The sequence below is a fragment of the Candidatus Thioglobus autotrophicus genome (assembly GCF_001293165.1).
In the GTDB taxonomy this organism is placed as follows: domain Bacteria; phylum Pseudomonadota; class Gammaproteobacteria; order PS1; family Pseudothioglobaceae; genus Thioglobus_A; species Thioglobus_A autotrophicus.
Genome location: NZ_CP010552.1, coordinates 87,016 through 108,605, shown reverse-complemented (window position 1 = coordinate 108,605; position 21,590 = coordinate 87,016). Strand labels below are relative to the sequence as shown.

Annotated in this window: 20 protein-coding genes; 15 read left to right on the top strand and 5 right to left on the bottom strand. The window is 39.5% G+C overall.

Going from position 1 to position 21,590, the window contains the following annotated elements; genetic code table 11:
• Positions 1-2: 2 nt before the first annotated feature.
• Positions 3-635, top strand: a complete 633-nt coding sequence (gene pdxH, locus SP60_RS00570; RefSeq protein ID WP_053952171.1) for a pyridoxamine 5'-phosphate oxidase — start codon at positions 3-5, stop codon at positions 633-635.
• Here pdxH and aroE read toward each other — a convergent pair.
• The 3 genes from aroE to SP60_RS00555 form a co-directional block, all read right to left on the bottom strand.
• Positions 624-1,427: a shikimate dehydrogenase gene (aroE, locus tag SP60_RS00565; protein ID WP_053950793.1), complete on the bottom strand. Its 804-nt coding sequence runs from the start codon at positions 1,425-1,427 to the stop codon at positions 624-626. The genes pdxH and aroE overlap by 12 nt on opposite strands.
• A 3-nt stretch (positions 1,428-1,430) precedes the next feature.
• A complete protein-coding gene (locus tag SP60_RS00560) occupies positions 1,431-3,542 on the bottom strand; it encodes an Rne/Rng family ribonuclease (protein ID WP_082319606.1) in 2,112 nt (703 codons plus the stop codon).
• Positions 3,543-3,891: 349 nt separating this feature from the next.
• Positions 3,892-4,611 (bottom strand): pteridine reductase, encoded by a 720-nt coding sequence (locus SP60_RS00555; RefSeq protein WP_053950792.1) that lies wholly within the window; start codon positions 4,609-4,611, stop codon positions 3,892-3,894.
• A 16-nt stretch (positions 4,612-4,627) separates the two neighbouring features.
• On the opposite strand from SP60_RS00555, the gene SP60_RS00550 reads away from it, so the two are divergent.
• The 14 genes from SP60_RS00550 (at position 4,628) to SP60_RS00485 (ending at position 19,513) form a co-directional block, all read left to right on the top strand.
• On the top strand, positions 4,628-5,722 hold the full coding sequence (locus tag SP60_RS00550) for a class I SAM-dependent methyltransferase (RefSeq protein WP_053950791.1): 1,095 nt from the start codon (positions 4,628-4,630) through the stop codon (positions 5,720-5,722).
• Positions 5,723-5,735: 13 nt separating this feature from the next.
• The gene (locus tag SP60_RS00545) at positions 5,736-6,530 is read left to right on the top strand and encodes an undecaprenyl-diphosphate phosphatase (RefSeq protein WP_053950790.1); all 795 of its coding nucleotides are present in this window, start codon (positions 5,736-5,738) and stop codon (positions 6,528-6,530) included.
• Positions 6,518-9,031, top strand: coding sequence for an aminopeptidase N (gene pepN, locus SP60_RS00540; protein ID WP_053950789.1), 2,514 nt, complete (start codon positions 6,518-6,520; stop codon positions 9,029-9,031). The genes SP60_RS00545 and pepN overlap by 13 nt, the downstream gene beginning before the upstream one ends.
• Positions 9,031-9,501: a CinA family protein gene (locus SP60_RS00535; protein WP_053950788.1), complete on the top strand. Its 471-nt coding sequence runs from the start codon at positions 9,031-9,033 to the stop codon at positions 9,499-9,501. Before pepN ends, SP60_RS00535 begins: the two co-directional genes overlap by 1 nt.
• Entirely contained in the window at positions 9,485-10,453 is a 969-nt protein-coding gene (dusA, locus tag SP60_RS00530) for a tRNA dihydrouridine(20/20a) synthase DusA (protein ID WP_053950787.1), read from the top strand. Before SP60_RS00535 ends, dusA begins: the two co-directional genes overlap by 17 nt.
• On the top strand, positions 10,440-11,657 hold the full coding sequence (gene ftsA, locus SP60_RS00525; protein WP_053950786.1) for a cell division protein FtsA: 1,218 nt from the start codon (positions 10,440-10,442) through the stop codon (positions 11,655-11,657). The genes dusA and ftsA overlap by 14 nt, the downstream gene beginning before the upstream one ends.
• 5 nt (positions 11,658-11,662) lie before the next feature.
• Positions 11,663-12,574 carry a UDP-3-O-acyl-N-acetylglucosamine deacetylase gene (gene lpxC, locus SP60_RS00520; protein WP_053950785.1) on the top strand — a complete coding sequence of 304 codons (912 nt, stop codon included), beginning with the start codon at positions 11,663-11,665 and terminating at the stop codon, positions 12,572-12,574.
• Between the two features lie 64 nt (positions 12,575-12,638).
• Entirely contained in the window at positions 12,639-14,372 is a 1,734-nt protein-coding gene (gene ilvB / locus SP60_RS00515) for a biosynthetic-type acetolactate synthase large subunit (protein ID WP_053950784.1), read from the top strand.
• 2 nt (positions 14,373-14,374) lie between these two features.
• Positions 14,375-14,851 carry an acetolactate synthase small subunit gene (gene ilvN, locus SP60_RS00510; protein WP_053950783.1) on the top strand — a complete coding sequence of 159 codons (477 nt, stop codon included), beginning with the start codon at positions 14,375-14,377 and terminating at the stop codon, positions 14,849-14,851.
• Positions 14,852-14,898: 47 nt separating this feature from the next.
• Positions 14,899-15,903: a ketol-acid reductoisomerase gene (gene ilvC, locus SP60_RS00505; RefSeq protein WP_053950782.1), complete on the top strand. Its 1,005-nt coding sequence runs from the start codon at positions 14,899-14,901 to the stop codon at positions 15,901-15,903.
• 63 nt (positions 15,904-15,966) lie between these two features.
• Entirely contained in the window at positions 15,967-16,725 is a 759-nt protein-coding gene (gene pssA / locus SP60_RS00500) for a CDP-diacylglycerol--serine O-phosphatidyltransferase (RefSeq protein ID WP_053950781.1), read from the top strand.
• Positions 16,726-16,887: 162 nt separating this feature from the next.
• On the top strand, positions 16,888-18,420 hold the full coding sequence (locus SP60_RS00495) for a 2-isopropylmalate synthase (RefSeq protein ID WP_053950780.1): 1,533 nt from the start codon (positions 16,888-16,890) through the stop codon (positions 18,418-18,420).
• The gene (locus tag SP60_RS00490) at positions 18,420-18,836 is read left to right on the top strand and encodes a uracil-DNA glycosylase family protein (protein WP_053950779.1); all 417 of its coding nucleotides are present in this window, start codon (positions 18,420-18,422) and stop codon (positions 18,834-18,836) included. The genes SP60_RS00495 and SP60_RS00490 overlap by 1 nt, the downstream gene beginning before the upstream one ends.
• The gene (locus tag SP60_RS00485; RefSeq protein WP_053950778.1) at positions 18,824-19,513 is read left to right on the top strand and encodes an epoxyqueuosine reductase QueH; all 690 of its coding nucleotides are present in this window, start codon (positions 18,824-18,826) and stop codon (positions 19,511-19,513) included. Before SP60_RS00490 ends, SP60_RS00485 begins: the two co-directional genes overlap by 13 nt.
• A gap of 2 nt (positions 19,514-19,515) precedes the next feature.
• On the opposite strand, the gene argF is transcribed toward SP60_RS00485, so the two are convergent.
• Together argF and SP60_RS00475 are read right to left on the bottom strand one after the other, a co-directional pair.
• On the bottom strand, positions 19,516-20,412 hold the full coding sequence (gene argF, locus SP60_RS00480) for an ornithine carbamoyltransferase (RefSeq protein WP_053950777.1): 897 nt from the start codon (positions 20,410-20,412) through the stop codon (positions 19,516-19,518).
• 16 nt (positions 20,413-20,428) lie between these two features.
• Positions 20,429-21,586, bottom strand: coding sequence for an aspartate aminotransferase family protein (locus SP60_RS00475; RefSeq protein ID WP_053950776.1), 1,158 nt, complete (start codon positions 21,584-21,586; stop codon positions 20,429-20,431).
• Between the last annotated feature and the right edge of the window lie 4 nt (positions 21,587-21,590).

Below are 21,590 nucleotides of genomic sequence, written 5' to 3'. Positions count from 1 at the left end.
CAATAGATTTAAATGCACTAAGGCGTGAATTTACCAGCAGCGGTTTATCACGCGAACAGATGGATGCAAGCCCATTCGCTCAATTTGAAACTTGGATCAATCAGGCAAGTGAGGCTGATCTAACTTTGCCAAATGCCATGAGCCTCGCTACCAGTGATAGCGATGAAGTTAGCGTGAGAACAGTGTTGTTAAAGTCGTTTGACGAGAGAGGCTTTGTATTTTTTACCAATTACAATTCAAAAAAGTCTCAGCAAATTCAGAAAAATCCTAATGCGGCTTTATTGTTTCCTTGGCTTGATTTGGAAAGGCAGGTTAAAATATCAGGCCGTGTAGAGAAAATCTCAACATTGGAATCTATCAAATACTTTTCATCTCGCCCAAAAGATTCACAATTAGGCGCTTGGGCATCGAACCAGTCTGGCTCGTTGTCATCAAGACAGGCGCTACTTACTCAATTTGAAGCAATGAAAAGCAAGTTTAAAAAAGGCGAAATTCCGTTGCCAGATTTCTGGGGTGGGTATAGGGTCATCCCTCATAGAATTGAATTTTGGCAAGGTCAAGAAAATCGCCTGCATGATCGATTTTCTTATCTTAAGCAAGGCGAAGATTGGATTATTGAGCGCTTAGCTCCGTAGATTTTTAATCACTGTACGAGTATCGGGTGTTGCACCTGTCCAAAACTCAAAGCTACTGGCTGCTTGTTCAACCAGCATGCCTAATCCATCTGCAATAACCGCAGCATTGTTAGCTTTAGCCCAATCCATGAAAGGGGTTTGTTGGCCATACATAAGGTCATAGCAAATAGCATGATTGGCACATCCTGATGCAATATCAGGCATTTTCCCGGCTAATGAGGCGCTGGTTGCGTTAATAATAATATCTACTGGATCGTCCTTAATCTTGTCCAGTCCAAATCCGCAAGTTTTTCCATATTTTGCAAAGTCTCGCGCCAGTTTTTCTGCTTTGCTAGCGGTTCTATTGGCAATCATGACTCGCTTGGGGTTTTTGCTCAAAATTGGCAATAGAATGCCTTGGGTTGCGCCACCAGCGCCTAAAATTAAAACAACCTTATTTTCAAGCTCAATATTTAGATGATTGGTTAAGTCGTTAACCAGTCCAATGCCATCCGTATTTTCGCCAATAATTTTAGAGCCTTGAATTTTGATGGTGTTTACCGCACCAGCAGTTTTTGCATTCAGGGTTAGTTCCGTGGCAAAATTAAACGCATCTAACTTGAATGGTACAGTGACATTGAATCCACTTGCACCTTTATGAATAAACGCTGTAGCAAACTGAGAAAAATCATTAACAGGCGCTAAGATTTTTTGGTAATCAACTTCAACACCTGTTTGCTGAGCAAACTGAGCATGAATATCGGGTGATAAGCTATGCTCAATTGGGTTGCCAAATACTGCTAATTTGTACATTGTTTATTCAGTTGGCGGCGTCACTTCTTTTTGTTGTTGAGGCCTAGGCTGTTGCGCAGTATCAGGCTGCACCTTTGACTCGCTACTTGGATTGTTGTTGACGTTTGATTTATCAGCTATTTGTTTTGGCTTACTTGCTTTCTCGGTATCAGGTTTTTGTGATACCTTGCTTTTTTGCTGATCTTTCTGCTCTTGATTGGTGTTATTTTGTTGCTTAGCAGGCTGTTTATTTCCTTGCTTTTTTGCCTGACCTTGTTGTTGATTGGTATTATTTTGTTGCTTAGCAGGCTGTTTATTGCCTTGCTTTTTTGCCTGACCTTGCTGCTGCTTTGATTTGTTTTGCTGGTTTTGATTGGCAGGCTTGTTTCTATTGCGGTTTCTATTGCGGTTTTTATTACGATTCTTGTTATTAGTATTGGCTTTTTTCTGGCTAGGTTTATTTTTTCTTTTGCCAAATAAAGCCGCTTTAATTCTTGCGATTAGAGAAAGTTTTTGTACCTCTTTAGTTTTTTCAGGAACACGAGTTTGTGGTCGGTTCATGTTAACAGCTGGAATTTCAGACTCATCTGCCAAGCCGTTTTCTGCCAGCGTTTGTTGTGGCTTAGAAATACCCTGATAGCTTTTATGTTGAGATTTTTTACTACCTTTTTGTTTGTTAATGCTGAAATTAGGGAACTGCATGTAAGGGTTAGGCAGTAAAGTGATCTTGATGCCGTGCTTGATTTCTAATCGAGTAACATCTTGACGCTTTTCATTGAGAATGTAGGTGATCACCTCAACGCTTGATTGGATAGTGATTCTTGATGTTTGATTGCTAGCATTACAGCCATCTTCTAACTGTCTAAGAATAGATAGTGCTAAAGTTGGAATAGTCGGTGTGGTGCCACGACCATGACAAGCAGGACAAGATTTTTCAACAGATTCTGTCACTGAACTCATTAGTCGTTGTCTGGACATTTCGAGTAGGCCAAATTTAGAAATATTACCAATTTGAATACGAGCTCGATCTGATTGAGTAGCTGTTTCCATAGCTTTTTCAATCGCTTGACGATGCTCCTCAGTTGCCATATCGATAAAGTCAATAACAACTAAACCACCAATATCTCGTAGTTGCAATTGCAGGGCAATTTCTTTGGCCGCTTCCAGATTGGTGTTGTAGGCAGTTTCTTCAATATCAGAGCCTTTAGTGGCACGTGCAGAGTTAATATCAACTGCTGTCAAAGCCTCAGTTGGGTCAAAGACGATAGTTGCGCCAGTGCGCAGTGCAACTTCCCGATTAAAGACACTTTTGACTTGATTTTCGACACCCATGTGGTTAAACAAAGAGTGTTCAGTGACGTCAAAAAATTTAATACGATCGAAATATTGAGGCAATACAAAGCTGACAAATTCTTTGGCATTTTGAAATGCCTCTAGCTCATCAATAATAACACTGTCAGTATCAGAGCGTAAGTGGTCACGCAAGGTGCGAATAATAATATCACTTTCTTGATAAATTAAAAAAGGTGCTGGACGTTTTTCTGCTGCGATATTAATTGATTTCCAAAGATCAGATAAGTAGTCAACCTCCCATTGAAGCTCCTCTAGGCTCTTGCCACTACCTGCAGTACGTATGATCAAGCCAGAATTCTTAGGCATGACAATTTTCCCAATAATTTCTTTGAGTGACTGCCTGTCAGATGAGGTTATTTGGCGGGATATGCCGTGACTTTTAGCGTTGTTTGGCGTCAAGATCATGTAGGCGCCAGCTAAGTTGATATAGGTGCTTAATGCAGCACCTTTATTGCCGCGCTCTTCTTTTTCCACCTGAACAATAATTTCTTGACCTTCTTTTAAAACGTCTGAAATAGTGAGTTTGGCACCTTTTGGTGTGGCGCCATTATAGAGAGATTCTGCTACTTCTTTAAAGGGTAGAAAGCCTTGTCTTTCTTTGCCGTAATCGACAAATGCTGCTTCTAATGATTGCTCTACTCGTGAAATTTTTCCACGGTAGATGTTGCCTTTAGTCTTTTTATTAAGACTGGTCTCAATGTTAAGTCCAGTAAGTTTTTTGTTCTTGACAACACCAACTCTGATTTCTTCTTTGTGAGTGGCGTTGATTAAAATATGATTCATGGTTAAGTCCTTGTAGTGGTGGACTTAAGTGCGCACATAGGCAATCAATACTGACGTATTGATTTGATATTAAAGTGTGATTTGTGTTCATCATAAATGATAAAAAACCTTTCTTTATAAGGGTTTTATAACCCTTTTCAGGTCCCTCTACTCTGTCGTAGAAGGCCGTGAATTATTCTCTTATGTGGCAACAATAAGCCCAAAATATTATCAAACTTCTGTGGTTTTTTTCTTAGCACAGAAGCGTTTTGTAAATTCTTTTAGCTGATAAAAATTAAATATCAAGCTTCTTTATTTTAACACAAATATCGTTCTTATAGACTGGTAAAGTTTTTTATGTTGAATAGCTTTATTGGTTTAAGCTTCGTCCACCATCTACAGCAATAATTTGGCCAGTTATGTAGTTTGATTGCGCTAAAAATAACACGGTTTTAGCAATATCCTGTGCAGACCCTTGCTTGTTTAAGGCAATTTTATTGAGCATAGATTGTTTTTGAGATTGGTTTAATTCTGCTTCGTTTTCGGGCCATAAAATTGAGCCAGGCGAGACACCATTAACACAAATATTGGGTGCCAATTCTTTGGCTAAGGTTTTTGTCATCATCGCAATAGCAGCTTTAGATATGTTATAAATGGCATGATTTTTTAGTGGCCTATCTCCATGAATATCGACAATATTAACAATCGAGCCTTGATTTTTTGATAATTTCCCCTTTAGGGTGCTAGATAAAAACAGTGGCCCCATTAAATTGGTGTTCATAATATTTTGATAATCAGTGAGTGTTAGCTCATCTATTGGGGTGGGGTAGAACACTGAGGCGTTATTGACTAATACATCTAGTGATTCAATAGATTGGCATAGCTGCTCAATATCATTAGTGTTAGAAAGCTCAGCTTGAATGATTTCAGCTGAATTGGCACGGATTAAGTTAAGCTCATCAGCCAAATTTTGAGCGGCTAACGAGGAAGTGTTGTAGTGAATAATAACACTAAAGTTTGCTTCGTGCAGTGTGCGACAAATTTGTTGACCAATGCGGTGTGCACCACCTGTGACTAATGCTGTTTTCATATAAAATATCGATGTGATGAAGCTAACCGAAGTAATTAAAAACACTATTATACAAAATCAAGCGCCTATAGGTTTCGATGAATTTATGGAGTTGGCATTGTATTATCCTCAATTGGGCTATTATCGCTCTGGATCGGAAAAATTTGGCGAAAAAGGTGATTTCATTACTGCGCCTGAAACATCAGATTTATTTGGCTTTTGTCTAGCCAAGCAGTGTGCCCAAGTTTTGAATGGCGATAATGATATTTTGGAGTTTGGTGCGGGTAGTGGTGTTTTAGCCGCCCAAGTGTTATTTGAGTTGGGTCGTTTAGAATGTTTGCCCAAAAAATACTATATTCTTGAATTAAGTCGCGAATTACAACACCGACAACAACAAACCCTTGCTAAAGCTCTGCCAGAATTATTAGAGCGCGTTGTTTGGCTAGATAAATTACCAGAAGACTTTAAAGGTGTAGTGATTGCTAATGAAGTTTTGGATGCTATGCCTGCTAAGCGCGTGACACAAAAAGAAGGGGTGTTTTATGAGCTTTGTGTTGATATAACCAAGGATCAGTTGAGTTGGACGCCAAGTGATACTATTTTTAAAAATCCAAAAATTAAACTACCTGGCGATGTTGATGAGGGCTATACAACCGAGATAAACCCAAGAGCAATGGCATGGGTTGATTCGTTATATGATGTATTAGATGAAGCGTTAGTATTATTGATTGACTACGGCATGCACAGAGATGAATATTTTCATCCGCAAAGACTTGACGGCACACTTCGTTGTTATTATCAGCATAAAGCCAGTGATAATCCTTTTGTACATATTGGTAAGCAAGATATCACCACATCTGTTAATTTTTCAGATATCGCAGACCAAGCGAAATCATCAGGCTTTCAGGTGGCAGGGTACGCGACACAAGCTTTGTTTTTAATTGCGCTGGGTATTGACAACTACCTTCTTGCTGAAGAAGATGAAAATCGACGCATTACTCTAGCGCAACAGATTAAGCAGTTGGTTTTGCCAAGTGCGATGGGTGAAAGCTTTAAGGTTTTAGCGTTGAGCAAGTCAACTCACGTAAAATTAATTGGATTTAAAGAACAAGACTTGAGTCATAAGTTGTAAACTTGTCATTATTATGGATTTCATTCAAACAATCGTCTTATCCCTCGTTCAGGGACTAAGTGAATTTTTACCAATTTCTTCTTCTGCACACTTAATTCTTGTGCCGAAGTTGACCGATTGGCCAGATCAAGGACTGGCATTTGATGTGGTTGTGCACTTGGGAACATTGAGTGCTATTGTGTTTTATTATCGAGCCATTATTCGCATACTGATTCAGGATTTTTTCTATTCAGTTGTTAAAATTCAGACTATCGGCCAATCAAAACTTGCTTGGGGTGTGCTGCTTGGCACGATTCCGGTTGGTTTAGCAGGGCTAATATTCAAAGATTTTATTGAGCTTAATTTACGCTCAACTGAGATTATTGCTTACTCAACACTGGTATTTGGCTTGTTATTGGGTTTTTCAAGTTGGGTTAACGCTAAAAATCAGCAACCCAGGTCTGAGATAAATTGGCAAGATGTGGGCTTTATTGGCGTGATGCAAGCCTTGGCTTTAATTCCGGGTACGTCCAGATCAGGTATCACTATTACAGCAGGCTTATTAATAGGCTTGTCTAAAAATATGTCAACGCAATTTGCTTTTTTACTCTCTATTCCAGTGATCACGTTATCAGCTTTACTGATGTTGTTGGAATTGTATCAACAACCGCAATTGGTTGATTGGAGTATGCTGGCTGTTGGGTTTATGGTAGCAGCAATTAGCGCTTATCTAACTGTGGTATTTTTTATCAAATTATTAGACACCATTGGCCTGGTGCCTTTTGTGATTTATAGAATTATTTTAGGAGTGTTGTTATTAGCAATCTAGCCCCACAACCCATTTATAGAAAGGATTACAAGCCAAGCAACTATTTGATCCATACGACAGATCTCAGTTTTGATCTGCGCGATGATGAGACTTTGGTGAGCTCAAAAATCCATTTTTACAAAAATCCAAAATATCAGGCAGGTGACAACAGTCTTTTTTTAGACGGCATTGATCTTGAATTAATTTCTCTTGTCATAGATGGCGAGCGCGTTGATTATGAACTAAGCGATAAAGGCATGCAGCTGCGTCATTTAAAAGATGAGTTTGTTCTAGAGATTGTCAATCGTATTCATCCTGAGCTTAATACCAGCTTAAATGGCTTGTATCAATCCAGTGGTAACTTTTGCACGCAGTGTGAAGCGCACGGCTTTAGGCAAATTACGTATTATTTGGACAGGCCAGATGTGTTGAGTGTTTTTACGACGCACATAACAGCCGATAAGCGCAAATATCCCGTATTACTGAGTAATGGTAATTTATTAACAGCGTCTTCAGGCCAAGCAACTTGGCACGATCCAACGTCTAAACCTTGTTATTTGTTTGCTTTGGTAGCGGGAGATTTTGCCGTTTTGGAAGATAATTACACCACACTTTCTGGTCGAGAAGTGGCGCTTAAAATCTATGTTGAAGCGCATAATATTAGCAAAACTCAGTTTGCCATGGATTCGCTTAAACGCTCGTTTGCTTGGGATGAGTCACGCTTTAATTTAGAGTACGATTTGGATATCTATATGATTGTTGCAGTTGACGATTTCAATATGGGTGCCATGGAAAATAAAGGCTTAAATATTTTTAACTCAACCTATGTTTTGGCAGAGCCTAAAACCGCTACTGATAAAGACTTTATTAATGTAGAAGCGGTGATTGGGCATGAGTATTTCCATAATTGGACGGGTAATCGAGTAACCTGCAAGGATTGGTTTCAGTTAAGTCTTAAAGAGGGTTTGACTGTTTTTAGAGATCAAGAGTTCACCTCTGATTTGCATTCGCGCTCAATTAAGCGTATTGAAGATGTGAATGCGCTACGTACATTTCAGTTTGCCGAGGATGCAGGTCCTATGCAACATCCTGTGAGGCCTGAAAGCTATATAGAAATGAATAATTTTTATACATTGACCATTTATGAAAAAGGCGCAGAAGTAATTCGTATGATTCACAGCTTCTTGGGTGAGACGGGATTTCAAAAAGGTATGAAACTTTATTTTGAGCGTCACGATGGTGATGCGGTTACGATCGATGATTTTGTATCTAGTATGAGTGATGCTAATGAATTTGATTTTTCTCAATTTATGACGTGGTATTCTCAACCGGGCACGCCAACCGTTAGTATTAAGACAAACTATGATGAGATAAGTCAGCGTTTTCATGTTGAGGTTGAGCAAAACAAGGGACATGATTATTTTCTGCCACTTAATTACGCTTTGTTAGATGATCAGGGTCATGCGCTAAAGGAAGGTATGCTGACAATCAAACAACATAAGGAGAGCTTTGTTTTTGAGCAAATAAAGTCAAAGCCAACGCCTTCTTGGTTGCGAGGATTTTGCGCACCTATTCACTTGTTAACCGATTTAACATTCGAGCAAAAAATATTTTTAGTGGGGCATGATAGCGATGCTTATGTGGTTTGGGATAGTGCTCAACAAATTTGGCTATCTTTAATCTTAACCCCTAACAAAGCGCATGAACAATTATTTTTTAATGCACTTGAAAAGCTGATCCAAACAACACCAGATAAATCCTTGGTGAGTGAGGTCTTAACACTACCATCTGAACGATTTTTACATCAGCAAGTTGCTATGATTGATGTGTTTGATATCAATCAAAAGCGTGAACAAATGGCGCATAAAGTATTAAGACGATTTGAAGCTTTATTACTAGAAACTTATAACTCCTTAAACAATAATCAGGCTTACCAACTAACCTCTAGTGCAGTAGGTGGGCGGTCTTTGAAAAATACTTGTCTGTATTATCTGAGTAAGGATAAAGACTCTGGCTTGGCACTTACTCAATTTGAACAAGCTAATTGCATGACCGATCAAATAGCGGCGTTTAATGCGTTAATTACCAATAATAGTGCTCATAAGGATCAAGCGATAGCGAGCTTTTATCAAACATTTAAACAAGACGTGCAAGTCATGGATAAGTTCTTTGCAGCGCAATCAAGCTCGATCACTAGTGATATAGGGTGTATTAAATCACTCATGCAGCACGAGTTATTCTCTTTTAATACACCAAACAGATTGCGCAGTGTTGTAGGCGGCTTTACGCAAAATTACATTAATTTTCATCATCAAGCCGGTTATGAATTTTTTACCGATATTATTTTAAAGTTAAACCAATCAAATCCACAAATAGGCGCGCGCTTGGTTTCAGTTTACAACCATTGGAAGCGCTTTACACCTGAGTTAAAGCAGCTACAAAAACAACAGCTAGAAAGGATTATGCAAAGTGATGACTTGTCCAATGATATTTTTGAAATTGTTCAGGCGGCTTTAAAGTAATGTCTCAGCTGAAACAACTCACCGAGCTATTGCTCGCACAAAAGCTCACCATAACGGCCGCTGAATCTTGTACAGGTGGCGCGCTTTGTTCTTTACTAACCAGCCAAAGTGGTGCCTCTGTTTATTTTGATCGAGGATTTATTACCTATACGAATCAGGCAAAAATGGATATGTTGGGCGTTATGCAAGCAACGCTAGAAGAATTTGGAGCGGTTAGTGAACAGACCGCCAAACAAATGGCAAAGGGCGCTATCAATCAGGCCAAGACTGATATTTCAGTTGCTATTACTGGTATTGCAGGGCCAGAGGGCGGCAGTCAAGAAAAACCAGTTGGCATGGTTTGTTTTGGATTTTGTGTCTTTGGAGAGTGTTTTACAACGACACAAAATTTTACGGGTGACAGACTACAAGTTGTGAAAGCCAGTATTGACTTTGTACTAACCACACTCATTCATGAACTCTCAAGTTAAATTTTCAGTCGCACCAATGATGGATTGGACTGATCGACATTGCCGGTATTTTTATCGTTTGATGTCTAAAAATACACAACTTTGGACAGAAATGGTCACCGCTAAAGCTATTATTCATGGTGATAAAAATCGTCTGCTTGATTATGATGCGCAAGAGCATCCATTGGTTTTGCAATTGGGTGGTAGCGATCCTAAAGAAATGGCGGTTGCTGCTAAAGTTGGGCAAGACTGGGGTTATGATGAAATTAACATTAATGTTGGCTGCCCTTCAGATCGAGTGCAATCGGGTAGTTTTGGTGCTTGCTTGATGCAAACGCCAGAGACCGTTGCACACTGTATTGAGAGTATGGGTGCGGTTATTGATATTCCACTTAGTGTTAAATCTCGTATTGGCGTGGATGATATGGAAAGTTATGACGAGCTGAGTCATTTTATTGAAACCGTGCATAAAGCGGGGTGCGATAATTTTGTTATTCATGCGAGAAAAGCTTGGCTTAAAGGCTTAAGTCCAAAAGAGAATAGAACCGTTCCTCCTCTAAATTATGACTGGGTGTATCGAGTGAAACAAGATTTCCCAACGCTAACGATTGGTATTAATGGCGGCATTACAACCCTTGATGAGGCTAGTGAGCATCTAGACCATGTTGATAGTGTTATGCTGGGTAGGGCGGCTTATCATCAGCCTTATTTGCTTGCTGGTGTGGATCAGCAGATTTATCAGAGTGAGCGTTCAGTTGTTTCTAGAGAGCAGGTATTACTGGAGTTTATTGAGTATATTAAACAACAGCAAACTAATGCTGTACCAGTCAGATCCATGACTCGACATATTTTAGGTTTGTATCATGCCCAGCCCAATGCTAAAAAGTTTAAGCGCTTGTTAAGTGGTAAGACGGTAGAAATAGCGCATTTATATCAGTGGTTAGAACAAGGAGAAGTGCTTGTCGGATCTTGATTTTTTTGCCAGTATTGATGTTGGCTCTAGCAAAATTGTTATCTTAATTGCTGACATTGAAGATAATAAATTTCATGTACTTGGTCATGCTACTGGAGATTCCGCGGGTGTTAAAAATGGAGTAATTGTTGATGTTGAGAGTGCTGCACAAGCCATTCGACAGGTAATCGACAAGGTCAATAAAAACTGCAAGCACAAGCCTAAATTTATTGATATCAATGTTTCCGATTTGCACTTGAGTAGTCGTAATCAAAATCGTCCGATTAGTTTTAATGGCAAGACAAAAACAATCACTCAAGCAGATGTCTTACAGGCAATTCAAAACTCTTCTGCAGGGGCAATGGCAACGAATAAAAAAAATCTCGAACCGATTGTTAATAATTTTACAATTGATGAGCAAGTCGAAACTTTTCCAATTGGAATGGAGGCGGCAGTTCTAGGCGCTCAAGTGCATTTAATTTCGGTATCTAATCAGGCGATTAACAATATTAGCCATAGTTTGCTTGCGAGTGATTTGGGCGTTGACAAGATTATTCTTGATTCAATTGCCAGTAGTGCAGTTTGTATTAGCCAAGACGATAAAGACAAGGGAGTGTGTTTATTGGATATAGGTGCTGGTGTTAGCAATCTCTCAGTATTTAGTAAAGGCGGGGTGGTTTTTAATCAGGTATTTGATATGGGTGGTAATGCTATCACTGATCGTATTGCGCAAGCGTACGACACTTCGTTTGATGAGGCTGAGCGCTTAAAAATAGCCTATGGCACATTACAACTTGATTCTCTCATTAAAGATCGATTGGTTAAATTTGAGCAAATTGATTCAACTGAGGATCGTTATTTATCGTTGCGTGAACTAATTTCGGTGATTGAAAAGTCGTATAAAGAAATTTGCACCTTGGTTAAAAGAAGTTTAAAAAATGAAAAGCTTGATAGATCAATTAAATCGGGATTTGTGGTTATTGGCGGTGCAAGCAAGATCAAACACTTTGAGGGTTTTTTGTTAAAAGAGTTTCGTGCGCGTACGAGAATTGCAAAAATTAATAGAGCACTGGTAAGTGGCGATGAAAAGATTTTGACCAATACCAGCTATTTTTCTGCACTCGGGCTACTAACTTGTAATGCGCCAAAATCTTATTTACAGGAGCCAGAACAAGTACAAAAGGGTGGCTTGTTGGGTACAATGCAAGAATTATTCAAGCTATAAGCGTCATGATTAAACAAAGAACCATTAAAAAAACAGTAAAGGCTAGAGGTATTGGCATTCATAGTGGAAGCGTTGTTAACATGACGCTTATTCCAGCTGGAATTGATCATGGCGTTGTCTTTAGACGTATGGATGTCGGTGGAAAATTAGTGCGTGCACATAATGCTTTTGTCAATGAAGTGGTGCTATCAACAGGGCTGGAAAATCAAGGTGTGAAGGTCTCTACAGTTGAGCATCTTATGAGTGCCTTTTCCGCCTTAGGAATTGATAATATATTAGTAGAGCTTGATTCGTTTGAAGTGCCTATTATGGATGGATCTTCCGCTCCTTTTGTATTTTTAGTACAGTCTGCTGGTATTGAGGAGCAAGAAGAGCACAAGCGATTTTTTGTCATTCATGAGACGGTTCGTGTTGAAAATGGTGATTCTTGGGCTCAAGTCTCTAAACATGACGGCTTTAAAGTCTCCATAGAAATTGATTTTGACCATAAAAAAGTTAAAGAAAGTGGCCAGCAATTGAGTATTGATTTTTCACAGCAATCTTATTTAAAAGAAATTTCTCGCGCTCGAACTTTTGGCTACATGAAAGATGTGGAAATGATGCAAAGACAAAATCTAGCGCTAGGTGCTAGTATGAATAATGCGATTGCACTGAGTGATGACGATGTTTTAAATGAAGACGGTATGCGCTACCAGAATGAATTTGTTAAGCATAAAATTTTAGATATTGTTGGCGACTTATATTTATTAGGCTCTAATCTGATTGGACATTACGAGGGTTATAAGACAGGGCACTTGTTAAATGACCAGCTATTATCAGCTATTTTAGAGAGACCAGATACTTGGTCAATTGAGACTTTCGAAGAAGAAAATTCGCCAATTCAATTCTATTCAGAAGATTGGCAAAATTCCTTGTAATAGTCAGTATATCCTAGTATTTCATTTGGTATAATCGACAAGTTTTTTATACCCTGTTAAAATAATGAAATTAAATGGTGCACAAATATTAGTTGACTGCTTGAAAAGTGAAGGTGTAAAGCACATCTTTGGCTATCCGGGTGGTGCAGTTCTGCATATTTATGATGCGCTGAATGCTTGCACAACAATTGATCATATATTGGTTCGTCATGAACAAGGTGCGGTGCATGCTGCAGATGGTTATGCGCGCACTAGTGGTAAATGTGGCGTATCGCTAGTGACATCAGGACCAGGCTTAACAAATGCGGTTACAGGTATTGCAACTGCATTTACAGACTCTATTCCAATGGTGGTGATTTCTGGCCAAGTGCCTTCTGCAGTTATTGGTAGTGATGCCTTTCAAGAAGTAGATGCGGTGGGTATTACGCGCTCTTGTGTGAAGCATAACTTTCTAGTAAAAAATGCTAATGATTTGGCAGAAACAATTAAAAAAGCATTTTATATTGCAACAACAGGTCGACCAGGCCCTGTATTGATTGATATTACTAAGGATGCCACTATTGCTGAGATTGAATATGAAGGCTATCCTGAAACAATTAAAATGCGCTCATACCAGCCTGAAGTTCAGATTAACACTGAGCAAGTTGCAAAAGCGATTGCAATTATTGAAAAATCCCAGAAGCCAATTATTTATTCAGGTGGTGGCAGTGTAATTGGCAATGCTAGTGAAACGTTAACAACGCTGACGCGTAGCACAGGGTTTCCAATTACACAGACACTAATGGGACTAGGCGCATATCCTGCAACTGATAAACAGTCACTGGGTATGTTAGGTATGCACGGTACTTATGAGTCAAACATGGCGATGCATGACTCGGATTGTATTATTGCTGTAGGTGCAAGATTTGACGATCGTATTACCGGAAACTTAGAAAAATTTTGCCCTTATGCAAAAATCATTCATATTGACATTGATCCTTCATCTGTTGGTAAAGTGGTGGGCGTTGATGTTTCCGTAATTGGCCAAGTAAATGATGTTTTGCATGCGCTAATTCAAGGTTTAAAAGGCAAAACATTGCCAAATATTGATACCTGGTGGCAGCAAATTAATGAGTGGCGCAAGGTAGATTCTTTAGCTTATCAAACAGCAGAGGGTGTTATTAAGCCTCAAACAGTTATTGAGACATTATATGAAGTAACCAATGGTCAAGCGATTGTTACTAGTGATGTAGGACAGCATCAAATGTGGGCAGCGCAATACTACCCATTTGATAAGCCACGCCGTTGGATTAACTCGGGTGGACTTGGTACCATGGGCTTTGGTTTACCGGCAGCAATGGGTGCAAAGCTTGCAGAGCCTGAATTGGAGGTTGCTTGTGTAACAGGTGATGGTAGTATCCAAATGATGACCCAAGAGCTTTCAACAATGCTGCAATACAATACACCAGTTAAAATAATCAATCTTAATAATGGTTATTTGGGTATGGTGAGACAATGGCAAGAGTTTTTCTATGAAAAACGTTATTCTATGTCTTACATGGAAGCTTTGCCAGATTTTGTTAAATTGGCGGAAAGCTATGGTCACATCGGTATTCGTGTAGAAAAAGAAGTAGATTTAAAGCCAGCATTAATCGAAGCATTTAAGCAAAAAGATAGAACGGTATTTTTAGATATTATTACCGATCCAACTGAAAATGTATTTCCAATGATTCCATCTGGCGCAGGCCATCATGAAATGTTACTAGCAGGTCGTGATGAAATGGCATCAACAAATGATTCAGGCCTAAACTTGGTATAAGTATGAGACACATAATTTCAATACAATTAGAAAATGAATCAGGTGCACTTTCAAGAGTCTCAGGGCTATTTTCAGCACGTGGCTTTAATATTGAATCATTAACCGTTGCAGCTACTAACGATCCAACTCTTTCAAGAATGACTATCGTTAGTGTGGGTGATGATGATATTATTGAGCAAATTGTTAAGCAGGTGAATAAATTAGTGGACGTGGTTAAAGTGACAGATTTAACTGCTACTGAGCATATTGAGCGTGAGTTATTAATCGTTAAAATTAGCATTTCTAATAACACTCAAGTTGATGTAGATGCTCAGCTTGATCATTTTAATGCTAAAGTTATTGACGCATCGGAAGATGCTTATATTGTAGAGTTAGCAGGAAAAAGTCAAAAAATTAATGATTTTCTAAAGGCATTTAGTGCAGAGCAAATCATAGAGGTTTCTAGAACAGGCGTGACCGGCGTTTGTCAGAAAATATAAAGTTAAATAAATAGACGTGAATTAGCGTTTTAAATAGAGGAAAAAAAATGAATAGATATTACGATAAAGATGCAGACTTAAACATTATTAAATCAATGAAGGTTGCTATTGTGGGTTATGGTTCACAAGGCCATGCACATGCCAACAATTTGAAAGATTCTGGTGTTGAAGTGGTTGTTGCTTTAAGAGATGGTTCAGCTTCAGCAGCTAAAGCTAGCGCTTCAGGCTTGGAAGTTAAATCAGTTGAAGATGCAACAGCGTGGGCAGATTTAGTAATGATCTTGGCACCAGATGAGTTCCAAGGTAGTATTTATGCAGAAAATATTGAGCCTAATTTGAAGCAAGGTGCAACGGTTGCTTTTGCTCACGGTTTTAATATCCATTATGGCCAAATTACACCGCGTGCAGATTTAGACGTTATTATGGTAGCGCCAAAGGCACCAGGCCACACAGTTCGTTCAGAATTTGTTAAAGGTGGTGGTATTCCTGATTTAATCGCAATTTCTCAAGATGCGTCAGGCAATGCGAAAGCAATAGCACTTTCTTATGCGTCTGCTATTGGTGGCGGTCGTACAGGAATTCTAGAAACTTCGTTTAGAGAAGAAACAGAAACAGATCTATTTGGTGAGCAAGTGGTTTTATGTGGTGGTACAACTTCATTAGTACAAGCAGGTTTTGAAACACTAGTAGAGGCAGGCTATGAGCCAGAAATGGCATACTTTGAGTGTCTACATGAGTTAAAGCTAATTGTTGACCTAATGTATGAGGGCGGTATTGCTAACATGCGCTATTCAATTTCAAACACTGCTGAGTATGGCGATGTAACGCGTGGTCCACGTATTATTACTAGTGAAACTAAAGCGGAAATGAAGAAAATCTTAACAGAAATTCAAGATGGTACATTTGCTAAAGAGTTTGTTGCTAATGTAGGCGATCTTCCAGCTCGTCGTGATGTTCAACGTGAACATCAAATTGAGCAAGTGGGTGAATCTCTACGCTCGATGATGCCATGGATTAACAAGAATAAAATTGTTGATCAAGCCAAGAACTAGATATTCTTTATAAGCGCCCAACTTAGTTGGGCGTTTTTATTTCTAAGGCGTTATAATTAACTCATGAAAACCAATAAAGTAAAAAGAGGTGTCTACCTGCTGCCTAACATTCTAACTACCTTTGGCCTGTTCTCTGGATTTTTTGCTATTATCCTGGCAACCAGGGGCCAATATGCGGAAGCGGCGATTGCCATTTTTGTTGCTATGTTATGGGATGGTCTAGATGGACGAGTGGCTCGATTAACCAATACTCAAAGTGAGTTTGGCGAGCAATATGACTCCATGGCTGATATGGTGTCGTTTGGTGTGGCACCTGCCTTGCTCATGTATTTTTATCTATTTGAAGGCTTAGGTAAGATTGGCTGGATTGGCGCTTTTGTTTATGTCGCCGCTGGCTCTCTACGTTTAGCGCGTTTTAATACACAAATTGGTGTGCAAGATAAACGCTACTTCCAAGGTCTGCCTTCTCCTGCTGCCGCAGCACTAATTGCAGGCTTGGTTTGGACCAAGGAGATGATGGGCCCTAGTGTTTATGATGAGCAATATTTGGTTGCCGGTGCGTGGATTATTTTGGTTTCCGCTGGTATTTTAATGGTGAGTAATATCCGTTATTACAGTTTTAAGGAAATTAATCTTAAGGGTCGATCTTCTTTCAAATTATTGTTGCTAGCAACACTCATTATGATTGTTGTTTTATTGTGGCCTAGTGCTATTTTGTTTATCTTTTTCTTTGTTTATGCGCTATCTGGATTGGTGTTTACAACCATTGAAGTTAGAAACAAACGCGCTTTAAAAAAACAAGCTAAGAAAAGCTTAAAATAATTTATAATTAGATTTATGGAATATTTAACTGATTTTTCTTTTCAAGGCTACTTCGTAGACTTACAACGATTACTGCCGTAGGGCAGATATTAACTCGTGCAGCTTTTAAAGCTAACTAACAAACAACAGAATTAGAAAAAAACATGAAAAAAGGAGACTTAAATGTCTGATAAATTAATTATTTTTGACACAACTTTACGTGATGGCGAGCAGTCACCTGGCGCATCAATGACTAAAGATGAGAAAGTTCGCATTGCCAAAGTGCTAGAAAAGATGCGTGTTGATATTATTGAAGCAGGCTTTGCCATTGCCTCACCGGGTGATTTTGCGGCAGTTCAAGCGGTTGCCAACGTGGTTAAAGATTCCACTATCTGTTCATTGGCCAGAGCACTAGACAAAGATATTGATCGTGCTGGAGAAGCGCTAAAAGGTGCAAATTCTGCCCGAATTCATACGTTTATTGCAACCAGTGATATCCACATGAAGATGAAGCTGCAAATGACACCTGACCAAGTGGTTGAGCAAGCAGTCAGGTCGGTTAAACGTGCTACAAAATACACTAATGATATTGAATTTTCTCCTGAAGACGCGGGTCGTTCTAATGAAGATTTTTTGTGTCGTATTATTGAAAAAGCCATTGCTGCTGGTGCAACAACCATCAACATTCCAGATACTGTAGGCTACAATATTCCTCATCAATTTGGCGCTACCATGAAGTCTTTGATTGAGCGCATCCCCAATTCAGACAAAGCGATTTTTTCAGCGCATTGTCATAATGACTTAGGCTTGGCGGTGGCTAATTCACTTTCGGCGGTACTGAATGGCGCTAGACAAGTTGAGTGTACGATTAACGGATTGGGTGAGCGCGCAGGAAATACCGCTTTAGAAGAAGTGGTTATGGCTGTACGCACACGTCAAGATGAGTTTGATTGTGATACAAATATTGATGCCACACATATTTTGTCTGCCTCTCGACTTGTTTCCTCAGTAACTGGTTTTATAGTGCAACCTAATAAAGCCATTGTTGGCGCTAATGCTTTTGCTCATGAGGCGGGCATTCATCAAGATGGTGTTTTGAAGCACCGTGAAACTTATGAAATTATGCGCGCAGAAGATGTTGGTTGGAATGCTAATCAGCTAGTTTTGGGTAAGCATTCAGGGCGTAATGCGTTTAAAGCAAGATTGATCGAGCTAGGGGTTGAATTTGATTCAGAAGAAAGTTTGAATGAAGCCTTTAGACGTTTTAAAGAGCTGGCTGATAAGAAGCATGAAATCTTCGATGAAGATTTACAAGCATTGGTGTCAGAAACCCAAGTGGTTGAAAGCGAGCATATTAAACTGGTTTCATTAAAAGTAACTTGTGAAACGGGTGAGAAAAATCAAGCAACCGTTGTCTTGTCAATTGACGGCAATGAAAAAAGTATGACAGCCGAAACTTCAGGCTCTGTTGATGCTACCTTTAGTGCTATTAATAAACTACTCGATATGCAGGTTAATCTACAGCTGTATTCCGTCTCTAATGTCACTCAAGGTACCGACTCATTGGGTGAGGTTAATGTACGCTTAGAGCATAATGGTAAAATTATTAATGGCCAAGGTGCTGATACAGATATTGTTATCGCTAGTGCCAAAGCCTATCTGCATGCACTTAATAAAGTGCTAGCAGATACCGATAGGGCACACCCTCAAATCTAGTGACAACACTTAGATCTCGTTATCTCAGTGCCCTGGATATACCTGAGTATTTACACCTTGGTAAAAATACAGAGGAGTTAGCGTCTCAGCTGGTCAAAGTTCAATGCTTGGTGGTTGAAACTGAGTGTGCTGAATCGATGTGTCAGTCAGGTGTGGCGCAAGATTTTTTATATAAGATGCTCTTGGCTATTGGGCTAGACAAGCAAGATATTATATGTATTCAGTCTCCTGCTAACCAAGTGCCACAAGTGCTTAGCAAATATAAGGCTCAAGTTGTTTTAGTGATGGATGCTCAGGTGCCATTAGCGCATGATAATATGTTTGTTATACATCATCCGAGCGATATTTTAAAAAATGAGCAACTCAAGCGTGAAGCTTGGGAAGTGCTAAAAAAAGTCAAAGCATGCCTGCAGTAGATTACAGTTTGGGCGGCTTTAAGCGTCCAAAATTACAAACCCCTAATGGCGAGACAAAATTGCTCATGCATTCTTGTTGTGCGCCGTGTGCTGGTGAAATTATGGAAGCTTTGGCCGCCTCTGAAATTGAGACAACCATCTTTTTTTACAATCCTAATATTCATCCTAGAGAAGAGTACGAGCTACGTAAAGAAGAGAACATTCGCTTTGCACAAAAGCTTGGTATGGATTTTATTGATGCGGACTATGATAAAGATCATTGGTTTGATCGAGTTAAAGGTCAAGAAAATGAGCCAGAGCGAGGCGCACGCTGCACAACGTGTTTTGATATGCGTTTTGAACTAACGGCGCAGCACGCTCAAGCGCATGGGTTTGATTTAATCTCATCGACATTGGGTATTTCTCGTTGGAAAGACATGGGTCAAATTAATGGTTGTGGTGCTCGAGCGGCTAATCCTTACCCAGGGGTTTCATACTGGGACTTTAACTGGCGTAAACAGGGCGGCTCATCTAGAATGTTGGAGTTATCAAAACGTGAAGCATTCTATCAGCAAGAATATTGCGGTTGCGTGTATTCTTTAAGAGATACCAATCGTTGGCGAGAGTCTCGTGGGAGAGAGAAGATTGAGCGCGGGGTTAAATTTTATCAAGCCGCTATGAAAAGCCTAGATAAGTAGCTCTAGTCTAATAAATACAGTAACAAAGCTTTTTGGGCGTGTAGGCGATTTTCAGCCTCATCCCACACCAAGCTTTGCTCACCATCAATCACTTCACTAGCCACTTCTTCTCCACGGTGAGCAGGTAAACAGTGCATAAAGCTCGCATCAGAATTGGCGTTTTTCATAAGATTTTGATCAACTTGAAAGTCTTTAAAAGCCAGCTCGCGTTTAGTTTGTTCTGCTTCTTGACCCATAGACGCCCAAACATCTGTAACAACCAAATCAGCCTGATTGCAAGCCTCACTGGCTTGATTAAATAATGAGATGTGATCTGCATAGTTATCAGTAAATACCTGGTCAGGCTCATAGCCTTTGGGTGTGGCGATATTTAGCTTGAAGCCGAATGCTTTAGCTGCTTGCATGTAGGTATGACACATATTATTACCATCACCAATCCAAGCAACTGTTTTGCCTTGGATTGAACCTTTATGCTCCTGATAAGTCATTATGTCAGCTAAAAGCTGACAAGGATGAGATTCATCGCTAAGGGCGTTAATAACTGGTACAGAGCCACTGTTTGCAAAGGTGTTAATATCCTCATGAGAGGAAACCCTCATCATGATTGCATCAACCATAGAGCTAATAACAATAGCAGTATCTTTAACAGGTTCTCCACGTCCCAGCTGAATATCACGATCGGATAAAAACAAAGCGTGACCACCTAATTGAGTCATGCCTGTTTCGAAAGAGACTCGAGTTCGCGTAGAAGATTTGTCAAAAATCATAGCCAGAGTTTTATTTTTCAGTTGTTGATTAATCTCTCCAGATTTATATTGCTTTTTTAAGGCGATGGCGGTGTCGATAATGCCCGTTAAATCTTGGGTTGATAAATCATCTAAATTAATAAAATGTTTCATTTTTATTCTCCTGCAGCTAAAGTTCGCTGACTAATTCACAAATGATATCAATCATTTCATCCGCTTGCTCTTTGTTGATTATGAGCGGTGGTAGTAGTCGAATAGACTGACCAGTAATATTAATTAATAATTTTTTATCCAAGGCTTGTTGCAGTAGTTGTAAGCATTCTTTGGTTAGCTCAATAGCAATCATTAAGCCTTTTGAGCGAATCTCTAGAACACTGTCAACCGTTTTTAATTTGTCTGTAAAGCTAGAAACGATGTAGTCACTCATGAGAGTTACATTGTTCAAAATATCATCTTTTTGGATAATATCTAGCACCTCTAAAGCTACGCGACAAACCAGTGGATTGCCGCCAAAAGTAGAGCCGTGCGTTCCTGGTGTTAACAGTTTAGCCGCCTTACCTTTGGCTAGACAGGCACCAATAGGCACGCCATTGCCCAAACCTTTGGCAAGGGTTAGGACATCAGGAGTAATTTGATTGTATTGATGCGCAAACATTTTTCCTGTACGGCCAATACCAGTTTGCACCTCATCTAGAATCAGCAGCCAGTTATTTTTTTGACAAATTTTTTGAACCTGATTTAAGTAGTTTGCATCAGGCACAATCACACCACTTTCGCCTTGGATTGGCTCTAACATGACAGCGGTAATGCGAGCATTGTTTTCATGTTCTTGAATGGCTTTAATGTCATTAAAGTTAACATGAATAAATTCACTCACAAGTGGTGCAAATCCTGCTTGAACTTTCGGATTTCCAGTCGCTGACAAAGTAGCCATGGTACGCCCATGAAAGCTTTGTTTGGCTGTTAGGATAATCGGTTCATTAATTTGGTTAGCATGCGCATGCAAGCGTGCAATTTTAATCGCCGCTTCATTGGCTTCAGCACCTGAATTACCAAAGAATGCGCCGTCCATATTGGCCAGCTTGCACAAGGTTTCAGCTAAGGTTTCTTGGTGTTGAATACGGTACCAATTACTGGTGTGTAATAGTTGTTGCGCTTGTGATTGGATGGCTTTAGAAATTTTAGGATGGGAATGCCCAAGGCCAGTGACACCAACACCGCACAGCGCATCTAGGTAAGTTGCACCTTTATCGTCTGTTAAATAACACCCATTACCCTTAACAAAAGTAACAGCAAGTGGTGCATAATTTGACATTAAATAAGACATGATG

Bases quoted from the DNA above. Each gene is read 5' to 3' on its own strand.
- aroE (WP_053950793.1), bottom strand. From the start codon at position 1,427: ATGTACAAATTAGCAGTATTTGGCAACCCAATTGAGCATAGCTTATCA.
- SP60_RS00560 (WP_082319606.1), bottom strand. From the start codon at position 3,542: ATGAATCATATTTTAATCAACGCCACTCACAAAGAAGAAATCAGAGTT.
- SP60_RS00555 (WP_053950792.1), bottom strand. From the start codon at position 4,611: ATGAAAACAGCATTAGTCACAGGTGGTGCACACCGCATTGGTCAACAA.
- SP60_RS00550 (WP_053950791.1), top strand. From the start codon at position 4,628: ATGAAGCTAACCGAAGTAATTAAAAACACTATTATACAAAATCAAGCG.
- SP60_RS00545 (WP_053950790.1), top strand. From the start codon at position 5,736: ATGGATTTCATTCAAACAATCGTCTTATCCCTCGTTCAGGGACTAAGT.
- SP60_RS00535 (WP_053950788.1), top strand. From the start codon at position 9,031: ATGTCTCAGCTGAAACAACTCACCGAGCTATTGCTCGCACAAAAGCTC.
- dusA (WP_053950787.1), top strand. From the start codon at position 9,485: ATGAACTCTCAAGTTAAATTTTCAGTCGCACCAATGATGGATTGGACT.
- lpxC (WP_053950785.1), top strand. From the start codon at position 11,663: ATGATTAAACAAAGAACCATTAAAAAAACAGTAAAGGCTAGAGGTATT.
- ilvB (WP_053950784.1), top strand. From the start codon at position 12,639: ATGAAATTAAATGGTGCACAAATATTAGTTGACTGCTTGAAAAGTGAA.
- ilvN (WP_053950783.1), top strand. From the start codon at position 14,375: ATGAGACACATAATTTCAATACAATTAGAAAATGAATCAGGTGCACTT.
- ilvC (WP_053950782.1), top strand. From the start codon at position 14,899: ATGAATAGATATTACGATAAAGATGCAGACTTAAACATTATTAAATCA.
- pssA (WP_053950781.1), top strand. From the start codon at position 15,967: ATGAAAACCAATAAAGTAAAAAGAGGTGTCTACCTGCTGCCTAACATT.
- SP60_RS00495 (WP_053950780.1), top strand. From the start codon at position 16,888: ATGTCTGATAAATTAATTATTTTTGACACAACTTTACGTGATGGCGAG.
- SP60_RS00485 (WP_053950778.1), top strand. From the start codon at position 18,824: ATGCCTGCAGTAGATTACAGTTTGGGCGGCTTTAAGCGTCCAAAATTA.
- argF (WP_053950777.1), bottom strand. From the start codon at position 20,412: ATGAAACATTTTATTAATTTAGATGATTTATCAACCCAAGATTTAACG.
- SP60_RS00475 (WP_053950776.1), bottom strand. From the start codon at position 21,586: ATGTCTTATTTAATGTCAAATTATGCACCACTTGCTGTTACTTTTGTT.